Annotated in this window: 15 protein-coding genes; 3 read left to right on the forward strand and 12 right to left on the reverse strand. The window is 34.5% G+C overall.

What is annotated here, in order from left to right; genetic code table 11:
* Positions 1-628 precede the first annotated feature (628 nt).
* Positions 629-2542 carry an RNA-directed DNA polymerase gene (locus tag RTR43_RS05690; RefSeq protein ID WP_312470318.1) on the reverse strand — a complete coding sequence of 638 codons (1914 nt, stop codon included), beginning with the start codon at positions 2540-2542 and terminating at the stop codon, positions 629-631.
* Positions 2543-2783: 241 nt separating this feature from the next.
* On the opposite strand from RTR43_RS05690, the gene RTR43_RS05695 reads away from it, so the two are divergent.
* The gene (locus RTR43_RS05695; protein ID WP_312470320.1) at positions 2784-4127 is read left to right on the forward strand and encodes a reverse transcriptase domain-containing protein; all 1344 of its coding nucleotides are present in this window, start codon (positions 2784-2786) and stop codon (positions 4125-4127) included.
* A gap of 425 nt (positions 4128-4552) precedes the next feature.
* Here RTR43_RS05695 and RTR43_RS05700 read toward each other — a convergent pair whose 3' ends face one another.
* The 4 genes from RTR43_RS05700 to RTR43_RS05715 all read right to left on the reverse strand — a co-directional run bounded on the left by RTR43_RS05700 (position 4553) and on the right by RTR43_RS05715 (position 7783).
* Positions 4553-5575, reverse strand: a complete 1023-nt coding sequence (locus RTR43_RS05700; RefSeq protein ID WP_312470321.1) for a hypothetical protein — start codon at positions 5573-5575, stop codon at positions 4553-4555.
* A 36-nt stretch (positions 5576-5611) separates the two neighbouring features.
* Positions 5612-6031 (reverse strand): hypothetical protein, encoded by a 420-nt coding sequence (locus RTR43_RS05705; RefSeq protein ID WP_312470322.1) that lies wholly within the window; start codon positions 6029-6031, stop codon positions 5612-5614.
* Positions 6032-6383: 352 nt separating this feature from the next.
* On the reverse strand, positions 6384-7328 hold the full coding sequence (locus RTR43_RS05710; protein ID WP_312470323.1) for a coiled-coil domain-containing protein: 945 nt from the start codon (positions 7326-7328) through the stop codon (positions 6384-6386).
* 203 nt (positions 7329-7531) lie between these two features.
* Positions 7532-7783 (reverse strand): DUF7830 domain-containing protein, encoded by a 252-nt coding sequence (locus RTR43_RS05715; RefSeq protein ID WP_312470325.1) that lies wholly within the window; start codon positions 7781-7783, stop codon positions 7532-7534.
* A 215-nt stretch (positions 7784-7998) separates the two neighbouring features.
* On the opposite strand from RTR43_RS05715, the gene RTR43_RS05720 reads away from it, so the two are divergent.
* Both RTR43_RS05720 and RTR43_RS05725 read left to right on the forward strand, forming a co-directional pair.
* Positions 7999-8265, forward strand: a complete 267-nt coding sequence (locus tag RTR43_RS05720) for a hypothetical protein (protein ID WP_312470327.1) — start codon at positions 7999-8001, stop codon at positions 8263-8265.
* 184 nt (positions 8266-8449) lie between these two features.
* Positions 8450-8659: a hypothetical protein gene (locus RTR43_RS05725; RefSeq protein WP_312470329.1), complete on the forward strand. Its 210-nt coding sequence runs from the start codon at positions 8450-8452 to the stop codon at positions 8657-8659.
* 401 nt (positions 8660-9060) lie between these two features.
* On the opposite strand, the gene RTR43_RS05730 is transcribed toward RTR43_RS05725, so the two are convergent.
* From RTR43_RS05730 to RTR43_RS05760, 7 genes are all read right to left on the reverse strand, one after another.
* The gene (locus tag RTR43_RS05730; RefSeq protein WP_312470331.1) at positions 9061-9954 is read right to left on the reverse strand and encodes a BadF/BadG/BcrA/BcrD ATPase family protein; all 894 of its coding nucleotides are present in this window, start codon (positions 9952-9954) and stop codon (positions 9061-9063) included.
* A gap of 13 nt (positions 9955-9967) precedes the next feature.
* Complete coding sequence (locus RTR43_RS05735) at positions 9968-10639, reverse strand: N-acetylmannosamine-6-phosphate 2-epimerase (RefSeq protein WP_312470332.1); 672 nt, start codon at positions 10637-10639, stop codon at positions 9968-9970.
* Positions 10640-10652: 13 nt separating this feature from the next.
* A complete protein-coding gene (locus RTR43_RS05740) occupies positions 10653-11504 on the reverse strand; it encodes a MurR/RpiR family transcriptional regulator (RefSeq protein WP_312470334.1) in 852 nt (283 codons plus the stop codon).
* A 6-nt stretch (positions 11505-11510) separates the two neighbouring features.
* Positions 11511-12335 (reverse strand): carbohydrate ABC transporter permease, encoded by an 825-nt coding sequence (locus tag RTR43_RS05745; protein WP_312470336.1) that lies wholly within the window; start codon positions 12333-12335, stop codon positions 11511-11513.
* Between the two features lie 8 nt (positions 12336-12343).
* Positions 12344-13204, reverse strand: coding sequence for a carbohydrate ABC transporter permease (locus tag RTR43_RS05750; protein WP_312470337.1), 861 nt, complete (start codon positions 13202-13204; stop codon positions 12344-12346).
* Between the two features lie 61 nt (positions 13205-13265).
* Positions 13266-14603, reverse strand: a complete 1338-nt coding sequence (locus RTR43_RS05755) for an ABC transporter substrate-binding protein (RefSeq protein WP_312470338.1) — start codon at positions 14601-14603, stop codon at positions 13266-13268.
* 363 nt (positions 14604-14966) lie between these two features.
* The gene (locus RTR43_RS05760) at positions 14967-15158 is read right to left on the reverse strand and encodes a site-specific integrase (RefSeq protein WP_312470339.1); all 192 of its coding nucleotides are present in this window, start codon (positions 15156-15158) and stop codon (positions 14967-14969) included.
* Positions 15159-15238: the final 80 nt, after the last annotated feature.

Consider the following 15238-nt stretch of genomic DNA (forward strand, 5'->3'; position numbering starts at 1 on the left):
ATATTGTTTCTTAAAAAGTATAGTTGTGTACTTATGAGACGGTTCACCGTATTGTACCTAAATGAGGTTTTAGTCAGATTCATCCCTTTTTAATAAACTAAAATCGTCATTTATTATAACCGAGTTAAAAATAGTATAATTTGAAACAATCAAAAACAAGATTACTGTGCTAAACTTCCAATTTCCATTAAAAGAACTCATAATAAGTTTGTCTGCTAACAAAATAGGTTCTATTGTTATCAAAACAGTAATTAAACCTGATATGTAAAAAAAGACTAAATGAGTATAATGATATTTCCTCAAAAAAGATTTCTTATTAACTTTAAAAATATTTATAAAAATAAAGTACAACATGCATGTTAGGAATAGAGATATGCCAGATGCTAATATAATCGCTATTATCAATCTATTTAATGATGATATTCCGTACCCAGATATAATCATTATTTTTTCTGCCAATACTAGCGTTAACGCGTATATGACGAAAAAAACTAACGGAAACATTATTAACCCTGTAAAAAGCTTTGAAACGTTACTATTTAAGCTATTCATTTGTATACACTCTCAATATCATAATTATTTATCATTATTTTATTAAAGTTATCATGATTAACTTCTTAAATTCCACTCAAACAGATACTGTTGTATCTGATTTATTAGTCCTTTCAGCAATAGTTTTAATTAGATCATACTCACTAGCATCCCATCTCATAAAAGGTTTATCAAGATCTTTAACATAGTCTACAAAAATATTTAAAATACCATCTTTTTTATCATTCCAATTTTGACATATGATTTTATCAATTATCTTTTTTATTTGCTTTTTATTCGTTTTTGTTATTATTTTACTTGAGTAGAAATCGTGAATTATGTAAAAGTCTTGGTGTAATAACAGTTTCTTTATCTTTTGCTTATCTGTACTTGGCAATATGAATTTTTCTTCTAATTCATTAATAATCCTATCAATTGTTTTATTAATATATTCTTTGATTTTTTTACATCGAAAACTCCTTTTTCCATTATCTATATAATATGCAACTGTTGAAAGAGAAAGATAGTTTTCATCTTGGAGAATATCTAATAATAGGCTTTCTGGTAAATCTTTAGGATTATGCTTCAAAGAAATAATAATATTTAATATTTCTGTACTTCTTTTATTATGGTATTTTAATAGTTCGTATGCCTTCTTATATATTAATTCAGAGATGCCAGGATCATTTATAACCCGTGATTGAACATTAATTAAAATTGTTAATTTTGTATATTTCACGACATTTTGAGCAGTTAATGAAAAAACTAATATATAGTGTAATTGATCAATTAGTTTACATAACAAATATGTCTTAATTTCTTTTTCTGCTATTTCAACTACAGACTTTGATATTAATTTATGCCACATTTTCTCAAAAGCAGATAAAACAAAAGAAACAATACTTTGTTTTTCATTTTCAAATTCAATTATTAATGCACGAACTTCCTCTAAAAAACTATTTGTTATCCTTTTAATATTTACTCTATTTAAACCACTTGGGTCCTCGTAAATATCGAAATAGCGCTTTAGAATACTTTTAATTTTTATTACCCAGTTATGTCCTTTTAAAAATGGACTATTTTCAAAATAAACCTTTTTTTCGTTAATTGACAATTTATATTTAATTAACTCTTCTTGATAAACCTCTCTAATTACCTGTAATATAAAATTATCATTAGAAAAAATAAAAATATCATCAATATATCGCACTACTTCATAATCACGTTTATAAACTATTCTTCTAAGTTGTAGCTTTTTATATACCAAATTATCAATTCTTGTAAGAATAATTTCAGCAACTATTCTTGAAAACTCTGGACCTACAACGATTCCATTAGTCTCTCCATGGTTACTTGCACTCATTATTTCATCTAGAACTGTAGAAAATCTTCTACCTTTTCTATTTAATTTTGCATATTCCTTACTACCTAAATAAGCCCAATCAATACTATGAGTATATATATTGTAAAAACAGTTTGAGATATCCATTTTGTACAAATGAGCATATTTCGTTTCTAATAATTTAAATGCATTTGACTTGTAAAAATCAGTGATTTTTATGAAATGTTTTTTTGAAAAATAACTATCCATATATTTCAAATATTCATTGTTATTAATCTCTTCTTGTTCATTAAACAGAAACTGCAAATCATAATTTATTTTTTCAATATATTTTCTATCAACTGAATTAATCTCATTTGGATACCTAATTGAGAATATTGAATTTGTAATAAAAAAATTTATTATTTCTTCATCATAAAACTCTACAAATTTAAGCATATTTAGTTGGGCTATTGGATGAATAAGACTAATTATTCTTTTTGAATAGTCTTTTTTAAAGATGCTAAAATTAACTGGTTGTGTTTCCTCAAACTTAATATCACTGATATAGATTTTACCCCATTCACTACTTTGATCAATAAATTCTTTTAATTTTTCATTAGAATAAATAATTGGTAGTTCGAATGGTAAAACATCTAACAATAGAAAAATAGAAGTTTTTTTGGCCAAAAACATTCCCTCGCATTTTGTAGAAATTTAGGAAAATTATGTTACAATTATAGTATAAAGGCTAGACGCAGCACAAGAAGTATCTATAAATAGCGCAATATGGTTTACTAATTGTGCTTAGTAAGTCTTCATTGATTACTTTAAACTAACTATGCCTAGGAGGGCATTCTTGAAGTGTACCTCTGGAAAGTTGGAAAAACACAACATTTATTATGTGATCTAGCCTTTATGAGGTGAAATTATGTTTGAACAGCAACTATCTAAAGAACTATTAGAATTTTACTTCAAAAAATCTTATCACCATCTCAATACCGGTATGGACAAAATTACTCGACCTCACTTTGAAACTATTCGAGATAACGAGTATGAGATTATAAGAAGGAAAGTTACTAAAAAGAAATATAAATTTACTAAATTAAAATCTATAAAACTTAAAAATAATAGAATTGTATATATACCAACTATTAGAGATAGGTTAGTGTTAGATTATCTTAAAGATAAATTAAATACTAAATATAGAATAAAATATAAAGACCGAAATTCAATTATTAAGAGTATAAAAAATAAATTGTCATATCAAATGGATTTCTATATTATTAGGATCGATATAAAAAAATTTTTTCCTTCTATATCTCAAAACAAATTATTGTATAAATTAAAACGGAGTTCTATCATCTCTTCAACTGATTATTATCTTATAAAAGAATTTATAAAAGTAGTAGATATGGGAGTTCCTCAAGGAGTATCGATCAGCAACCCATTATCTGAGATTTTCCTTGAAGAGTTAGACTTTGAAATTAAACGAGTAGACCAAAGAGTAAATTTTTATTGCAGATACGTTGACGATATTCTTATAGTATTTAACGGCCAATTTTACCAAAGAGAAAAAGATGAATTAAAAAAGAAAATTGTATCAATAATTGAATCATATGACTTAACAATAAATAAAGAAAAATTAGCAGAAACACCTATCAGCCAGTCTAACTACATTGAGTTTGAATACCTTGGCTACAAATTCAGTAAAACTAAGAATAAGCTCATTACTTCAATTACACAAAAAAAGCTTGATACCTATTTAGGCAAAATTAATAAGTGTTTTAATGAATTTATTAAAGAAAAAAGATGCAACAATATTGAAAATGTTAACCTTCTAATTGAAAGGTTAAATTTCCTTACTAATATCCAATTTCTTATAAAAAAAGATAATTTTATAAATAAAAAGACCTTAGTTGAGTATTATAAAATAAAGAAAATTTACTCTGGCTTTTTTTATAGCTATAAATATATAGATAAACGGGAATTTGAAAATTTATCTAGAGAGATTGATATTTACATACATAATAAAATTTATTCTATAAGTAAACTGGTCACAAATAGAGAATCAAAAAAAGTATTATATAGCATTTCTATTAATAGAAATAAACAAAGTAACTCAGTCATACCCTACTGTAGATTTACAAGAAGTGAATTCATCAGGCGAATTACCTTTATTAATAACAATACGTATCAGTCTCAATTGAGATTAATGGATTTTAACGAGTTAGAAAAACATTATTTTACATTATTAAATATTTCAGATTTGTAAACTTAAATAAATTTATATCCCTCTTGTCGTAAACAATACTTGTTGTCAAGTGTTGTTTACGACAAGAGGGATAGCTTTAGTTTGCTGCCTCATTTTTCTTAAATCTAAAAGCCGTATTTCATCTTTGAATTACTTCAAAGGTATTCCTTTTTAAGCCACTTTTCACCACCTCATTTACTTATGATACGGTTCACCGCGATTAATCCGAAATTTAAAGGATTACTTTAAATGCTAAATTTGTTCAATCAAATCAAATAAGTTCCCGTGCCCCGAAGTTTGTCGAAATCTGATAGATTAGTGAACTTCAGACCTTGTGTATGTACAACTCCTATCAATTGACCGTTTAATTGCAAGTTAGCAGATGAGCTAACCGAAAGAAATCCTATGCAAACATCGCTCTTACATTATGTAATACTCTCTATCAACTATAAATAATACCTCACTATCTTAGTCGAACTAGCCCCACTCGGCGTATCATGAATAATTTCAATCCGGTAAACTCCAAGTGAACCCATCGCATTACATACAGGTGGCATTCGGTTTTCTAACATAAGACTTTTATGGATATCACCCGACTTTAGATCAATTGAAGTGATTCCCTCTTCTTTGGCTTGTTTTAATCTGCTAATAATATACTCTCGTATTTTATCCGTTAATCCGGGATTTTTAATAGACTTTGGCATAATTAATGCTAAATTATTGAATTGCCTACATCTATAGTTAGAAAATGTAGAAGCAAATTCCTTAATGTTTACTAGTTCACTATTGTTTTCATCCACAGTAACCATTAAGAAACCCACCTGCCAAAAATACATATCAATTAGCTTCATTGGAGTATAGTAAGTCCCATCTTTACTAAATAATTGGTGGCATTTTTCAAATTCATCTCGATAAACATTGTAAAAGTCGACTAATTCTAGTAATGAAGCTTCATTAAATTGTTGGTTAATTCCATGCAGCTTTAAGGCGCCTTTTAAATATCGATCATATGCTGGTACATTTCCATATACACCGAGTAATATTTTTGAGGCCAACGTATCCGTCACACTTATCAATTTGTCCTCTCCATTAATCTGTGGAATGTTATTTATGTACGATTCAGTCGTTTCTTTTATCAACTTATCAATACCTTCTACACTTAACTTATTCATACTTTGTTGTAGCTCATGGTCATAGAAGTGATGATAATAAGTTTTTTTCACAACATCATTTATAAAGAATTCATGTATTCGATAATCCTTTTGAAGTAAAAATGCTCCCCCTCTCAGCATCCCCCAGCTTGCAAGGTAGAAAGCCAAGTGCAGACAGCCATGGTCAAAGGTTTTTTCATCATTTAAGGATTTATAGTTTGTGCTAAAAAAATGGTAGCAATGCTCCCAAGATTTAAATCGATGATGTTTATCTATTCTTGAAAGCTCGTGATATTTTGATATCACTTCATAGATCATGATGGTCCTCCTCTTCTACTTACCTATTTCTCTATATTAAGAAGCCTTAATAATTTGGGGGCTAACTTGATATTTTTGATCATTACCTTGAACTTGAATATGGTTCTCCCAAACGAAAAGTTTCCAATGATCACCTACAGCATAATTGTTAAGCGTGATGTTGGATGTCATTAACTTTCTCAATTTTTTAAAGTTAATTATATAAACTCTATTTCCCTCAAGGCGAACAGCTAGTAGCGCAGTGTTTGCATCATCTAGTATTGCAACTTGAATGGTAGTCAAATCAAACCATCCATTTCCATTAACATGGATTTTAGAAGAAGGCGTGCAAACTACTACTCTCTCTCCATTTCTCAACCCTTCATACATTATTTGTTTTCTCTTAATGGGTATTAATGTACAACCCAACTTCTTACTTAACCTTTCCATCAGTTTCCTTTTATCTGGAATAGTCAACCCAATTCCCCCTAATGATTGTCATTTTCTCCCATCCTACCATACGGATATGTAGCCCGCACTTAGCAATTTTATGGTTAACAACCATTAATAATTTCCTTTGATCAAATGCTGGCTGCTTTTCCTTTTTCCTTGTCTTTTGATTTTATTATTTACCCTTCTTACGTTCTTGTTCCAATCTTGGAATAATGGTACCTGGATAAAAGTACAATAAGCAAAATTAAAGCCCCTCTCAGTGAGAAGGGCTTAATTTTGTTACCATTTGCAATTCAAATATTCATTTTTTATTGTTCAGTGCCATGAAACTGACAGAAGCGATAATCCATACTATCGAAATTAAATTAGATCATGATCAAAAATCGTCTTTTTCAACAATACTTTGTTTTTCATTTTGAATTTTCTCTAACTCTTTCTTATTTTCCACAGATTGTGCTTCTAACTTCAATAAAATATCCTTAGTTTTAGCGCGGTGGCTTCTTGTTTGATCCAATGATCCCTTGATTTTTCCTTGAACCATAAAATCGGCGATGAACCCATCAAAAAAGAAGTCAGCAAACTTTAACATCCCTGAGATATTGACTTCAGGAAATGCTGTTTCTTGAACATCCAATAATTCTTTTTGGAATTCGCGCATGCTCGTTTGGGCTCGATGGAGATCGGATTCAGCCTGATCAATATGTTGATGTTTGACGATACTTGAAATGGTTCCACCACCAAGTATATCCCATGTTCCCCAATTTTCTGCTTTCTCTAGTGATCTTATTGCATCAGAAAGCGCACGCTCAACACGTTTTCCTGCGTCATTCGCTTCTAATAGTTGGGTAATGTGTGCTTTAAGAGCACCTTCTTGCTCACTCAATTCAAACACTTTTGCTGCAAAAGGAGATGTACTTGATTTAATCATATTTTCTTTCTGTATAAGAACTTGTTGATACTCATATTCAGCATTTTTTAGAGTTAATAGTTTATTGTTGAGCCCAAGAATCGCTTCGTCAATTTCCATTTTCGTTTTTTTCGCTTTGTCCAGCTTGTGCTGTGCCGCAATCATTTCTTGCTTTTCTTTTGTTAGTTTTTCATCCTTTGTACCAGATAATGTTGCAAATAAGTTTGTTAGACTGAAATGCTCTAGCTTTTCAACTTCTTCCTTCTCTGATTCAATCTGAGTGCGCAGCTGAGAAAGCGTATCCTCGATTGTTTCTAATTCTTTCTGATAATCCTTTAGCTGTGCTTTATATTTATCTCTCTTTTGCAATTCCCCTTGTATGGCAACAAGCTTTGCATTTATTTCTGAAAACATAAGTATTCCCCCAAATTTATATTTGTATCTTCTACGTAAAAAATGGAAAAAAGTTTCATTTTAGAACAGACCTTCAAAATTCACTGTCACCACTCCAAGTATGTCGGAAAGTGTCGAAATCCCAAGTATTTTTTAACTTTGCAATAGTGATTAGTGATAACGCCTTCATATGTAATCCAGCTTTCTTCTGTTCGCTGGACATATCACTCACTGTTGCAGGTACATTTCTTTCCATCTAAGTGCTTGAAGTAAAACGGTCTGCCATCGTCCACTGTTAGGTTCATATTCACTGGTTCATCACAGCATGGACATGTGAACGCTTTTTTCTTCGAGAAAGCCCGATATTGAGAGGTGAGCTGTCTTCTAATCTCACTCCTACTAAGATTTTGCTCCTCAAGCTCCATTCTCCTTGCTTCAATATTCACTACATCCCCATGTAATAATGCCTCTTCCAATCTTCTCACATCCTCTTTCAGAAAAACCCTATAATTTACTATAATTATAATATAAGTAAATTGAATTGGGGTATTATTCCATCCTTTCTGATCATTTGATTCATTTTTCTTAACCAGTTATATTTTTATTAGACCGAAAATATTAGGCTTTAGAAGCAATATGATAGAAAACCTTTTGGGATAGAATTAGATCTATTATTTGAAGGAGAAAACCAATGGGGAAAAAGAAGAAGAAATCCAAACGGATCCAAAAAGAAGATTTTGGAAGTGCAGAATTTTATTGTGCAAAGTGTGATAACACGTTTGAAGTTGATTGGGAAACGATATGGGACATACAGGAATGTACCCATGGATATATAGGTTATCATTTAAATGATACGTATATAAGCTGCGAAAAATGTGATGAACTTATTGATAGCGAAGAGACTGTGGAAGGAAAGAAATCAGCACAATTCATCACGGATGATGAACTTCCTTTTTAAAGAAAGACCTTTTGAATAGGTTATAGAGGCAGCAGGGTTCCAAGTGCCTGCACTCCTACTTTTTACGCTATCAGTTAGTAAAAAGTTCAAAGACTACACTAATATAGGAAAAAGAATAATAGAGTTTTACCATTCTAAACCGAGATTTCATAAACAATAAACCAAAATAAGGGAGATTATAGAAATGGTTCGATTAAATATTAGTCCTTTATTAATCAGTGTTTTGACAGGAAGAAGTCTAGAGGAGATTCCATTTTCTCCTAATATATCTGATTTACCTGGCAACTTTGTTCCATTGGTTGCGAAAAATCTAAAAAATGTCCCCTCTGCCTTTCCTAGTAATATCCAACCATTGGTATGTCAAAAGAAAGCGTCTTTAATTTTTCGCGAATAAAAAAATTCTCTATTGAGATAAAGGAGTTGTCCTATTAAAAGGATTTTCGGGGACTTGATATAAATGAACCTACTTGCACAAATAAGGCCCTTTCTGCATATGTAAGGGAAATTGATCTGAAACGATTCCCTTCTTTATCAAAGAGGGACTTTTCCATCATTAGTGAAACAAAAAGTTACAATTTTTCCGACTTAAAGTAAGTCTTTTTGGCTTAGGGCAGTTCTATTATTATTTGCTAACGAATGAGATCCCACTACTTGTTTTGGATCTCATTCGTTTTAAATAAACGAGCTGAGTGAGCGGCTAATCCCAATTTCAAATTGCAAAATTTTAATGATGACGTACTTAAAAAACGAGCAATATTCGACAGCATTCGAGGCGAGCAGGCACCTTTCTCCACTTCATCCCCCCATATACCGCAAAACCCCATCTCCTGGCTTGACAATTACATCGTTTTGGATAGATAGGTTCTTTTCCTGAAATTGAGATAGAAATTCTTGCTTGATGGAGGTAGCCCTAAATACTCCACCTGAAGTATAGATGGGGACATTCCCGAGCTTTTCTGTCATCTTTACTCCTAACTCTACTAAAAGTGTTACACCGCTTCGGACAATTTCTTCAGCCACCAAGTCGCCACTCATCGCAACCCTATCCAATTCCGGCAATAACAAAGCAATTTCTTGGTCTGAAATACGACCCGAATTTAGGACATGTGTGAGTTCAAACTCCCCATTTACTTGAAAATATTTCTTCACTACTTCTTGAAGAAGAGTGTAATTAGAAAGTCCGTTCATGGAGCGAAGGGCGGCCTTAATGGTTTGCAAGCCAAACCAGTACCCGCTCCCTTCATCCCCCAGTAAGTGGCCCCATCCCCCAAGACGACACTTTTCTCCCCGCTCATTTTCACCATAGGCTATGGTGCCACCTCCACTCAGGATGACAATACCAGGTGAGCCGTCCGTAACAGACAACCAGTTTCCAACATAATCGGGAATCACCAACGTGTTCGTAACCCGTAATGAAAAGGCATCGACCAGTTGTTTGATATGGGCTTCAATGAATTCTTCACCATGAAACCCACTCAAACTGAAAGCAAGCTTCAAAGAATTTTCTTCATCGCAAATAGAAGAAAGCTTAGTTAATACGCTCACAACAATCTCCGTCAAGCGATTCATGCCTGCCGTTGAAGCAGGATGTAAAATGGGGCTTTCCAGCCAAGATCGTACCTCATTATTCTTGTCTTTCACTGTTACTTCCGTTTTCGTTTGCCCACCATCAACCACTACATAAATCACATCGCAAACCTCCCTATTGGCAAGCTTCCACAAACCAACTAGTTATCGATACAGGATCTGTAATGGCCGTCCCCACAACGACAAAATAGGCACCATGTTCCAATGCTTTCTTGGCCTCAGAAGGGGTTCGAATATGCCCTTCACATACCGTACGAATCCCTTTCAAAGCTAAAGATTCAAGTAACGGAAAATCTGGCCGCGGCTGATTTTTGCTATCTTTTGTGTATCCAGAAAGTGTGGTTGCCACAAGTTCAGCCCCAAATTTCCATGCCCGCTCCCCTTCTTTCAAGGTTGATACATCTGCCATGACAGGAACCTTCAACTCCGTTTGGATTCTTGTCAGCAACCTTTTAAACGCCTCGTCATCTGGTTGATATTCAAATGTCGCTTCAATGGCCACAATATCCGCTCCAGCTTCAACAATCTTTTCGGCATGTTCAAAAGTAGGAGTAATAAAGTAGCGTCCTTCTATCTTCGTTGGAACTTTATAAATTCCAATGACTGGGAGTGAACTGACCTTTTTAATTTCTTTAATATTTACAGGGTGGTCAGCCCGAATCGCTACTGCACCTGCTTTTTCTGCACATAAAGCTAATCTTGCTAATATATCTGGATGATTTAACGGATGATCGTTTTGAGCTTGGCAGGAGACTACCATTTGATTTTGTAATTGTTCTATGTTCATTCTCTCACCCCATTTAATATAGTTTACGGCTGCTTGCTTTTGCGGTGAGCTCCATAGATTCCTGTGCTCTTTTGCCCATCATGGAAAAAATAGAATCAAATAAAATTTCCATGATATGAAGCTGGGCAATAATCGAAGAAAATGCGCTCCCCTCCGTTGGTTTTTCTCTCGATGCACTAAGAAGCACAACATCTGCATATTTCGTTGCAGGTGATTTTACATGACTTGTCGTGACAATCACTTTAGTACCTTTTTCGTGTGCTATCTGTGCCACATCAACGGAATCCACGGTACTTCCTGAAACGCTGAAAACCACAATGACATCCTCGCTCGAAAGTAAGGACGCCTTAACAGATCCTAAATGGGCATCCGTTACTACCTCCACTGGCAGCCCTAAGCGAAGGAAGCGAAAATGGGCATTTTGCGCTGTAGTCCCGGAAGAACCCACACCAAAGAATAGAATTCGCTTTGAATTCAGCAACAGCTTTGCGGAACGGTCGATTTCAGTTTCAGATAATAAACCTGCAGTATCCTGAAGCAGCCGCTTATTTTTTTCCGTTAGTTCTTCAATTCTGCTGTCCATAGACGGAGAAGTATTTTCAAGTTCGGTTGTGACGGACTGTGCAAGAGCAATTTTAAAATCTTGGAACCCTTTGTACCCTACACTTCTGCAAAAGCGAAGAACACTCGATTCTCCAATCGCAGCTTTTTCCGCTAAATCCGTTATGCTCGCATACATCACGACAGCAGGTTCATCGAGCACAATATCGGCAACTTTTTTTTCCGTTTTCGTTAAAGAAGGGTACACACTCCGTATATGTGAAAACAAATTGGTGGTTGTCTGTTGATTTGTCATAATTTTCATCCTTTCTCACCCTTTAACTGACCCGGCCGATAAGCCTTTGACTAAGTAGCGCTGCGCAAAGAATGTAAATAATAGCGGCGGCAGGATGGATAATAGAGTTGCGGCAGAAATGTCTCCCCATTTAATCCCCCAGCTTGTAATAAACATTGTTGCCCCAAGCGTAACAGGCGTAGCATTTTTCAAAGCAACGATGACAGCAAATAAATAATCGTTCCATGAAAAAATAAACGTTAAAATGCCAACTGAAGCAATCCCCGGTCCCATCAACGGTAGTATAATTTTAAATAAAACCTGAAACACATTACAGCCGTCAATCACTGCGGACTCCTCAATATCTTTGGGTAAATCACGTAAAAAACCAATCATGAGAAGAAGACCAAGCGGGATATTTAAAAATATATTTATAAGCACAAGGCCTGCAACCGTATCAAGAAGCCCTAAATATTGGAACATCATGTAATACGGAATGGCAAAAATAATCGGTGGAAACAACCGCAAACCGGTAGCAAACGGCATTAACTGTTTCTTTCCAAAGCCGAGCCGGACAATGGCATAGGCGGATGGTAACGAAATCGCAATCACCAACAAACTAGTCGATAATGCAAGAGTAATACTATTTAGAAAAAATTTTGGAAAATCATACCCCGCTGCATAAAGAACATTTTGGAAATGCTCGAATGTAGGGGTAAACCAGAATTTTGGCGGCTGTGCTGAAATGTCCCCTTCTGTTTTTAAACTGGTAAAAACCGTATTGATTAAAGGGATATTTAAGATGAACGCAATCACGACTACGGCTGCAGTGATGTTCCAACTTTTCTTCGTTTTCATCATTTTCCCTCCTAATCTTGTTTTGTACCAATGCGTTTTAATAAAAAGGACAGAAGAACAAGCAGCATTAGTGCGATTAACATAGATGCGGCAGATGCCTCACCAATATTTCCGTCTTTAAAAGCGGTTTTATAAATAAAAATGCTTGCGGTTGTGGTAGAATTACCCGGACCACCGTTGGTCAGCACGTATATCACGTCAAAGGTTCGGAATGCATCAATTCCCCTTAAAAAGGACGCGATAAACAAAATCGGCGATACAACAGGGATAATCACCTTTCGAATTGTTTTCCAGTAGGATGCTCCATCAATGGCTGCTGCTTCATAAAGACCATGGTCAACTGTTTGAAGACCGGAATATAATATAAGGAAGGTAAACGGTACCCACTGAATAATATCAAGCACTACCAAAAGAGGGACAATCGTCGACGGGTCGAACAGATTGATATCCAAACCTATTTTTGAAAAAAAGTAGGTTGCTACTCCAATATTTTCATTTAAAATTAACCGGAGCATAATCCCCATTAATGATGGAGCGACCATGATGGGAATTAGTATAAAACTTAACAGAAGTCGTTTTCCCGGGAAGATACGGTCAAATAATAGCGCAAGCCCAAATCCTAAGATCAACTCCACGAGCGTTGTCATGACGGTAAAGCGTACGGTGAACCACATCGATTGCCAAAAGGTATCATCCTTCAACACTTTCAAGTAATTATCGATTCCAACAAATGTTGAATCCGGCAGCCCCAGCGTCATATTTTGTGTGCTGGTATAAATGCCATAAAAAGCAGGGAATACCACAAGAACTAGCAAAAACAGAAGTAAAGGAGAGGCTAACACCCACTTGGCCCACTTTTCATTTTGATACATACAAATCACCTCTTGTATAGAAAGAAAAAGGGATGGCAAGATGCCCCCCCTCATTCATTCCTTACTTTTTTAACAAGGACCCCACGGAATCTTGTGCATTCTTAAGCGCTTGATCAATTTCACCTTGACCAACCCAAGCACCACTTAGATCCTTCGAAAGTGCCTCAAGAATGGATTGCGTTTGTTGAAGGATTGGAACGGAATATCCATATTCATCAATATGTTTGGAAATCATCGGTAAAACAGGGTTGTCTGTTCCTAATTTCTCAAGTACAGATGCAAGTGGTGGGATTCCCCCATTTTTTGCATATGTGGTAAGGGCCTGTTCTTTCGTTAAATAATCCATCCATTTTAGCGCAGCCTCTTTGTGTTTACTATACTTGTTTAATCCAACGGCAAGCGCATGAACATGAGTTTTTCCTCCTGGAATTGGTGCCACGCCAATTTTCCCTGCAGTGTTTGGTGAACGTTTCGGATCATTCAATTCTCCGTAAGCAGCCGACCACTGAAGGGCAAAGGCAGAATTTCCAGATTTCAATGCTTCTTGTGTCTCAGCATATTCAGCAACAGACGAGTTTGGTGATGTATATTGATTTTTATAAATGGTATGATAAATTCCCATGGCTTTTTTAGCAGCATCAGATGTTAATGTAACATTGCCGTTTTCGTCTAACCAGCTTCCGCCATTGCCCCATAGTACGTCATCCCAAATCATAGTATTGAAAATTAAATTTTTTAATTGAAGAGCTGTTCCATACTTAGTAGGTGAATTGCTATTTTCTTTTTGCGAGAAGAAGGCAGCGGTTGCAACAAAATCATCCCAATTCCAATCCTTTGGATCCTTTGGAGATAACTTTTGTCCCACCACTTTTTCACTTACCTTTTCATATTTCGCTTTCCAAGCATTGTCAGATAATAACTTTTCAATCAAATCAGTCCGATAAAATAAGAAGTGATTGCTAACATCCATTGGAATCGCAAGTGTTTTTCCATCAACAGTCAGTGAATCAACAGCGGAAGGCAAATAATCTTTCAAGTTCAGTTTATTATTTAATGGATCTAAGGAAGGGGCATGTTGTCCAATAATATAACTAGCCGTAAAATACATATCCACTTCACTTGATTTTGAACTCATCATGGTTGCTTCTTTTTCATAAGTTCCATCACGGCTTAATAACACCATTTCAACATTTACTTTATCCTTTTTACCTTGGCCATTATTGTATTCATCCACCACTTTTTTCATGGCATCAGACTCTGGTCCTGGCCAATACACCATGGACACCTTTGCGCTCCCATTAGCCTTTTCCGGAGAACCGGAAGATTTGTCTGAACAGGCTGCAAGCACACCCAAGGCTAGCATAAAACAAACGATCAATAGTAAGCTTTTTGACTTCATATGAACCCCCCTTTGGTTATCGAACAATTTAATTATAATTTTCTGAAAAATGAAAGTAAATACTTTTTTTATTTTCTGTTTAAAAAAAAATTCCACCATATTGTCCCATACTTTAGTAATTCCTGCACACCTCTCCCTCCCCCCTTACCTTATGCTTATAACATGAATAACTTGCTTGACGCTGGCTTGGCAGCCGATTTCCTTTAACTTGTAGGCAAGGAAGTAATGAGAGAGCTAGCTTCCCTAGGGGATGCAGAGTAAAGAGGAAAATCCCTCCTAATATTCAAGCAGATTTTAACTTTATTAATCAATTGAATTATAGTAGCAGCACATTCTATTCAAATAGCATTGAACAATTGCCTATCACCCTGGTTGGCAAATGCCATCATGACCACTACCCTGTACAGCATCTCGATTGTTATAATTATGAAGTGCTCTATATAAAGTCTGTCCAATTGGGTGTTGATAATCTTTATTTCCTTTAATGAATTTCATCCTCAAAATTGTATTTAATTCTCTAGCAATATTATTAAATCTTAGTATTGTATTAAGCATTTTTTTTACACCAATCTCAATTTATTGTCATACATTCTTACACAAACTTTTATTTCTACACCAATAACGAAAATCCCTCT

Origin of the sequence: Neobacillus sp. (assembly GCF_031988165.1) — a bacterium.
GTDB lineage: Bacteria > Bacillota > Bacilli > Bacillales > Cytobacillaceae > Neobacillus > Neobacillus rhizosphaerae.

What these genes read in the sequence shown, in the direction of transcription:
- RTR43_RS05735 (WP_312470332.1), bottom strand. Translation starts at nt 10,639, where the DNA reads ATGAACATAGAACAATTACAAAATCAAATGGTAGTCTCCTGCCAAGCT.
- RTR43_RS05700 (WP_312470321.1), bottom strand. Translation starts at nt 5,575, where the DNA reads ATGATCTATGAAGTGATATCAAAATATCACGAGCTTTCAAGAATAGAT.
- RTR43_RS05720 (WP_312470327.1), top strand. Translation starts at nt 7,999, where the DNA reads ATGGGGAAAAAGAAGAAGAAATCCAAACGGATCCAAAAAGAAGATTTT.
- RTR43_RS05750 (WP_312470337.1), bottom strand. Translation starts at nt 13,204, where the DNA reads ATGTATCAAAATGAAAAGTGGGCCAAGTGGGTGTTAGCCTCTCCTTTA.
- RTR43_RS05695 (WP_312470320.1), top strand. Translation starts at nt 2,784, where the DNA reads ATGTTTGAACAGCAACTATCTAAAGAACTATTAGAATTTTACTTCAAA.
- RTR43_RS05710 (WP_312470323.1), bottom strand. Translation starts at nt 7,328, where the DNA reads ATGTTTTCAGAAATAAATGCAAAGCTTGTTGCCATACAAGGGGAATTG.
- RTR43_RS05745 (WP_312470336.1), bottom strand. Translation starts at nt 12,335, where the DNA reads ATGATGAAAACGAAGAAAAGTTGGAACATCACTGCAGCCGTAGTCGTG.
- RTR43_RS05740 (WP_312470334.1), bottom strand. Translation starts at nt 11,504, where the DNA reads ATGAAAATTATGACAAATCAACAGACAACCACCAATTTGTTTTCACAT.
- RTR43_RS05755 (WP_312470338.1), bottom strand. Translation starts at nt 14,603, where the DNA reads ATGAAGTCAAAAAGCTTACTATTGATCGTTTGTTTTATGCTAGCCTTG.
- RTR43_RS05760 (WP_312470339.1), bottom strand. Translation starts at nt 15,158, where the DNA reads ATGCTTAATACAATACTAAGATTTAATAATATTGCTAGAGAATTAAAT.
- RTR43_RS05725 (WP_312470329.1), top strand. Translation starts at nt 8,450, where the DNA reads ATGGTTCGATTAAATATTAGTCCTTTATTAATCAGTGTTTTGACAGGA.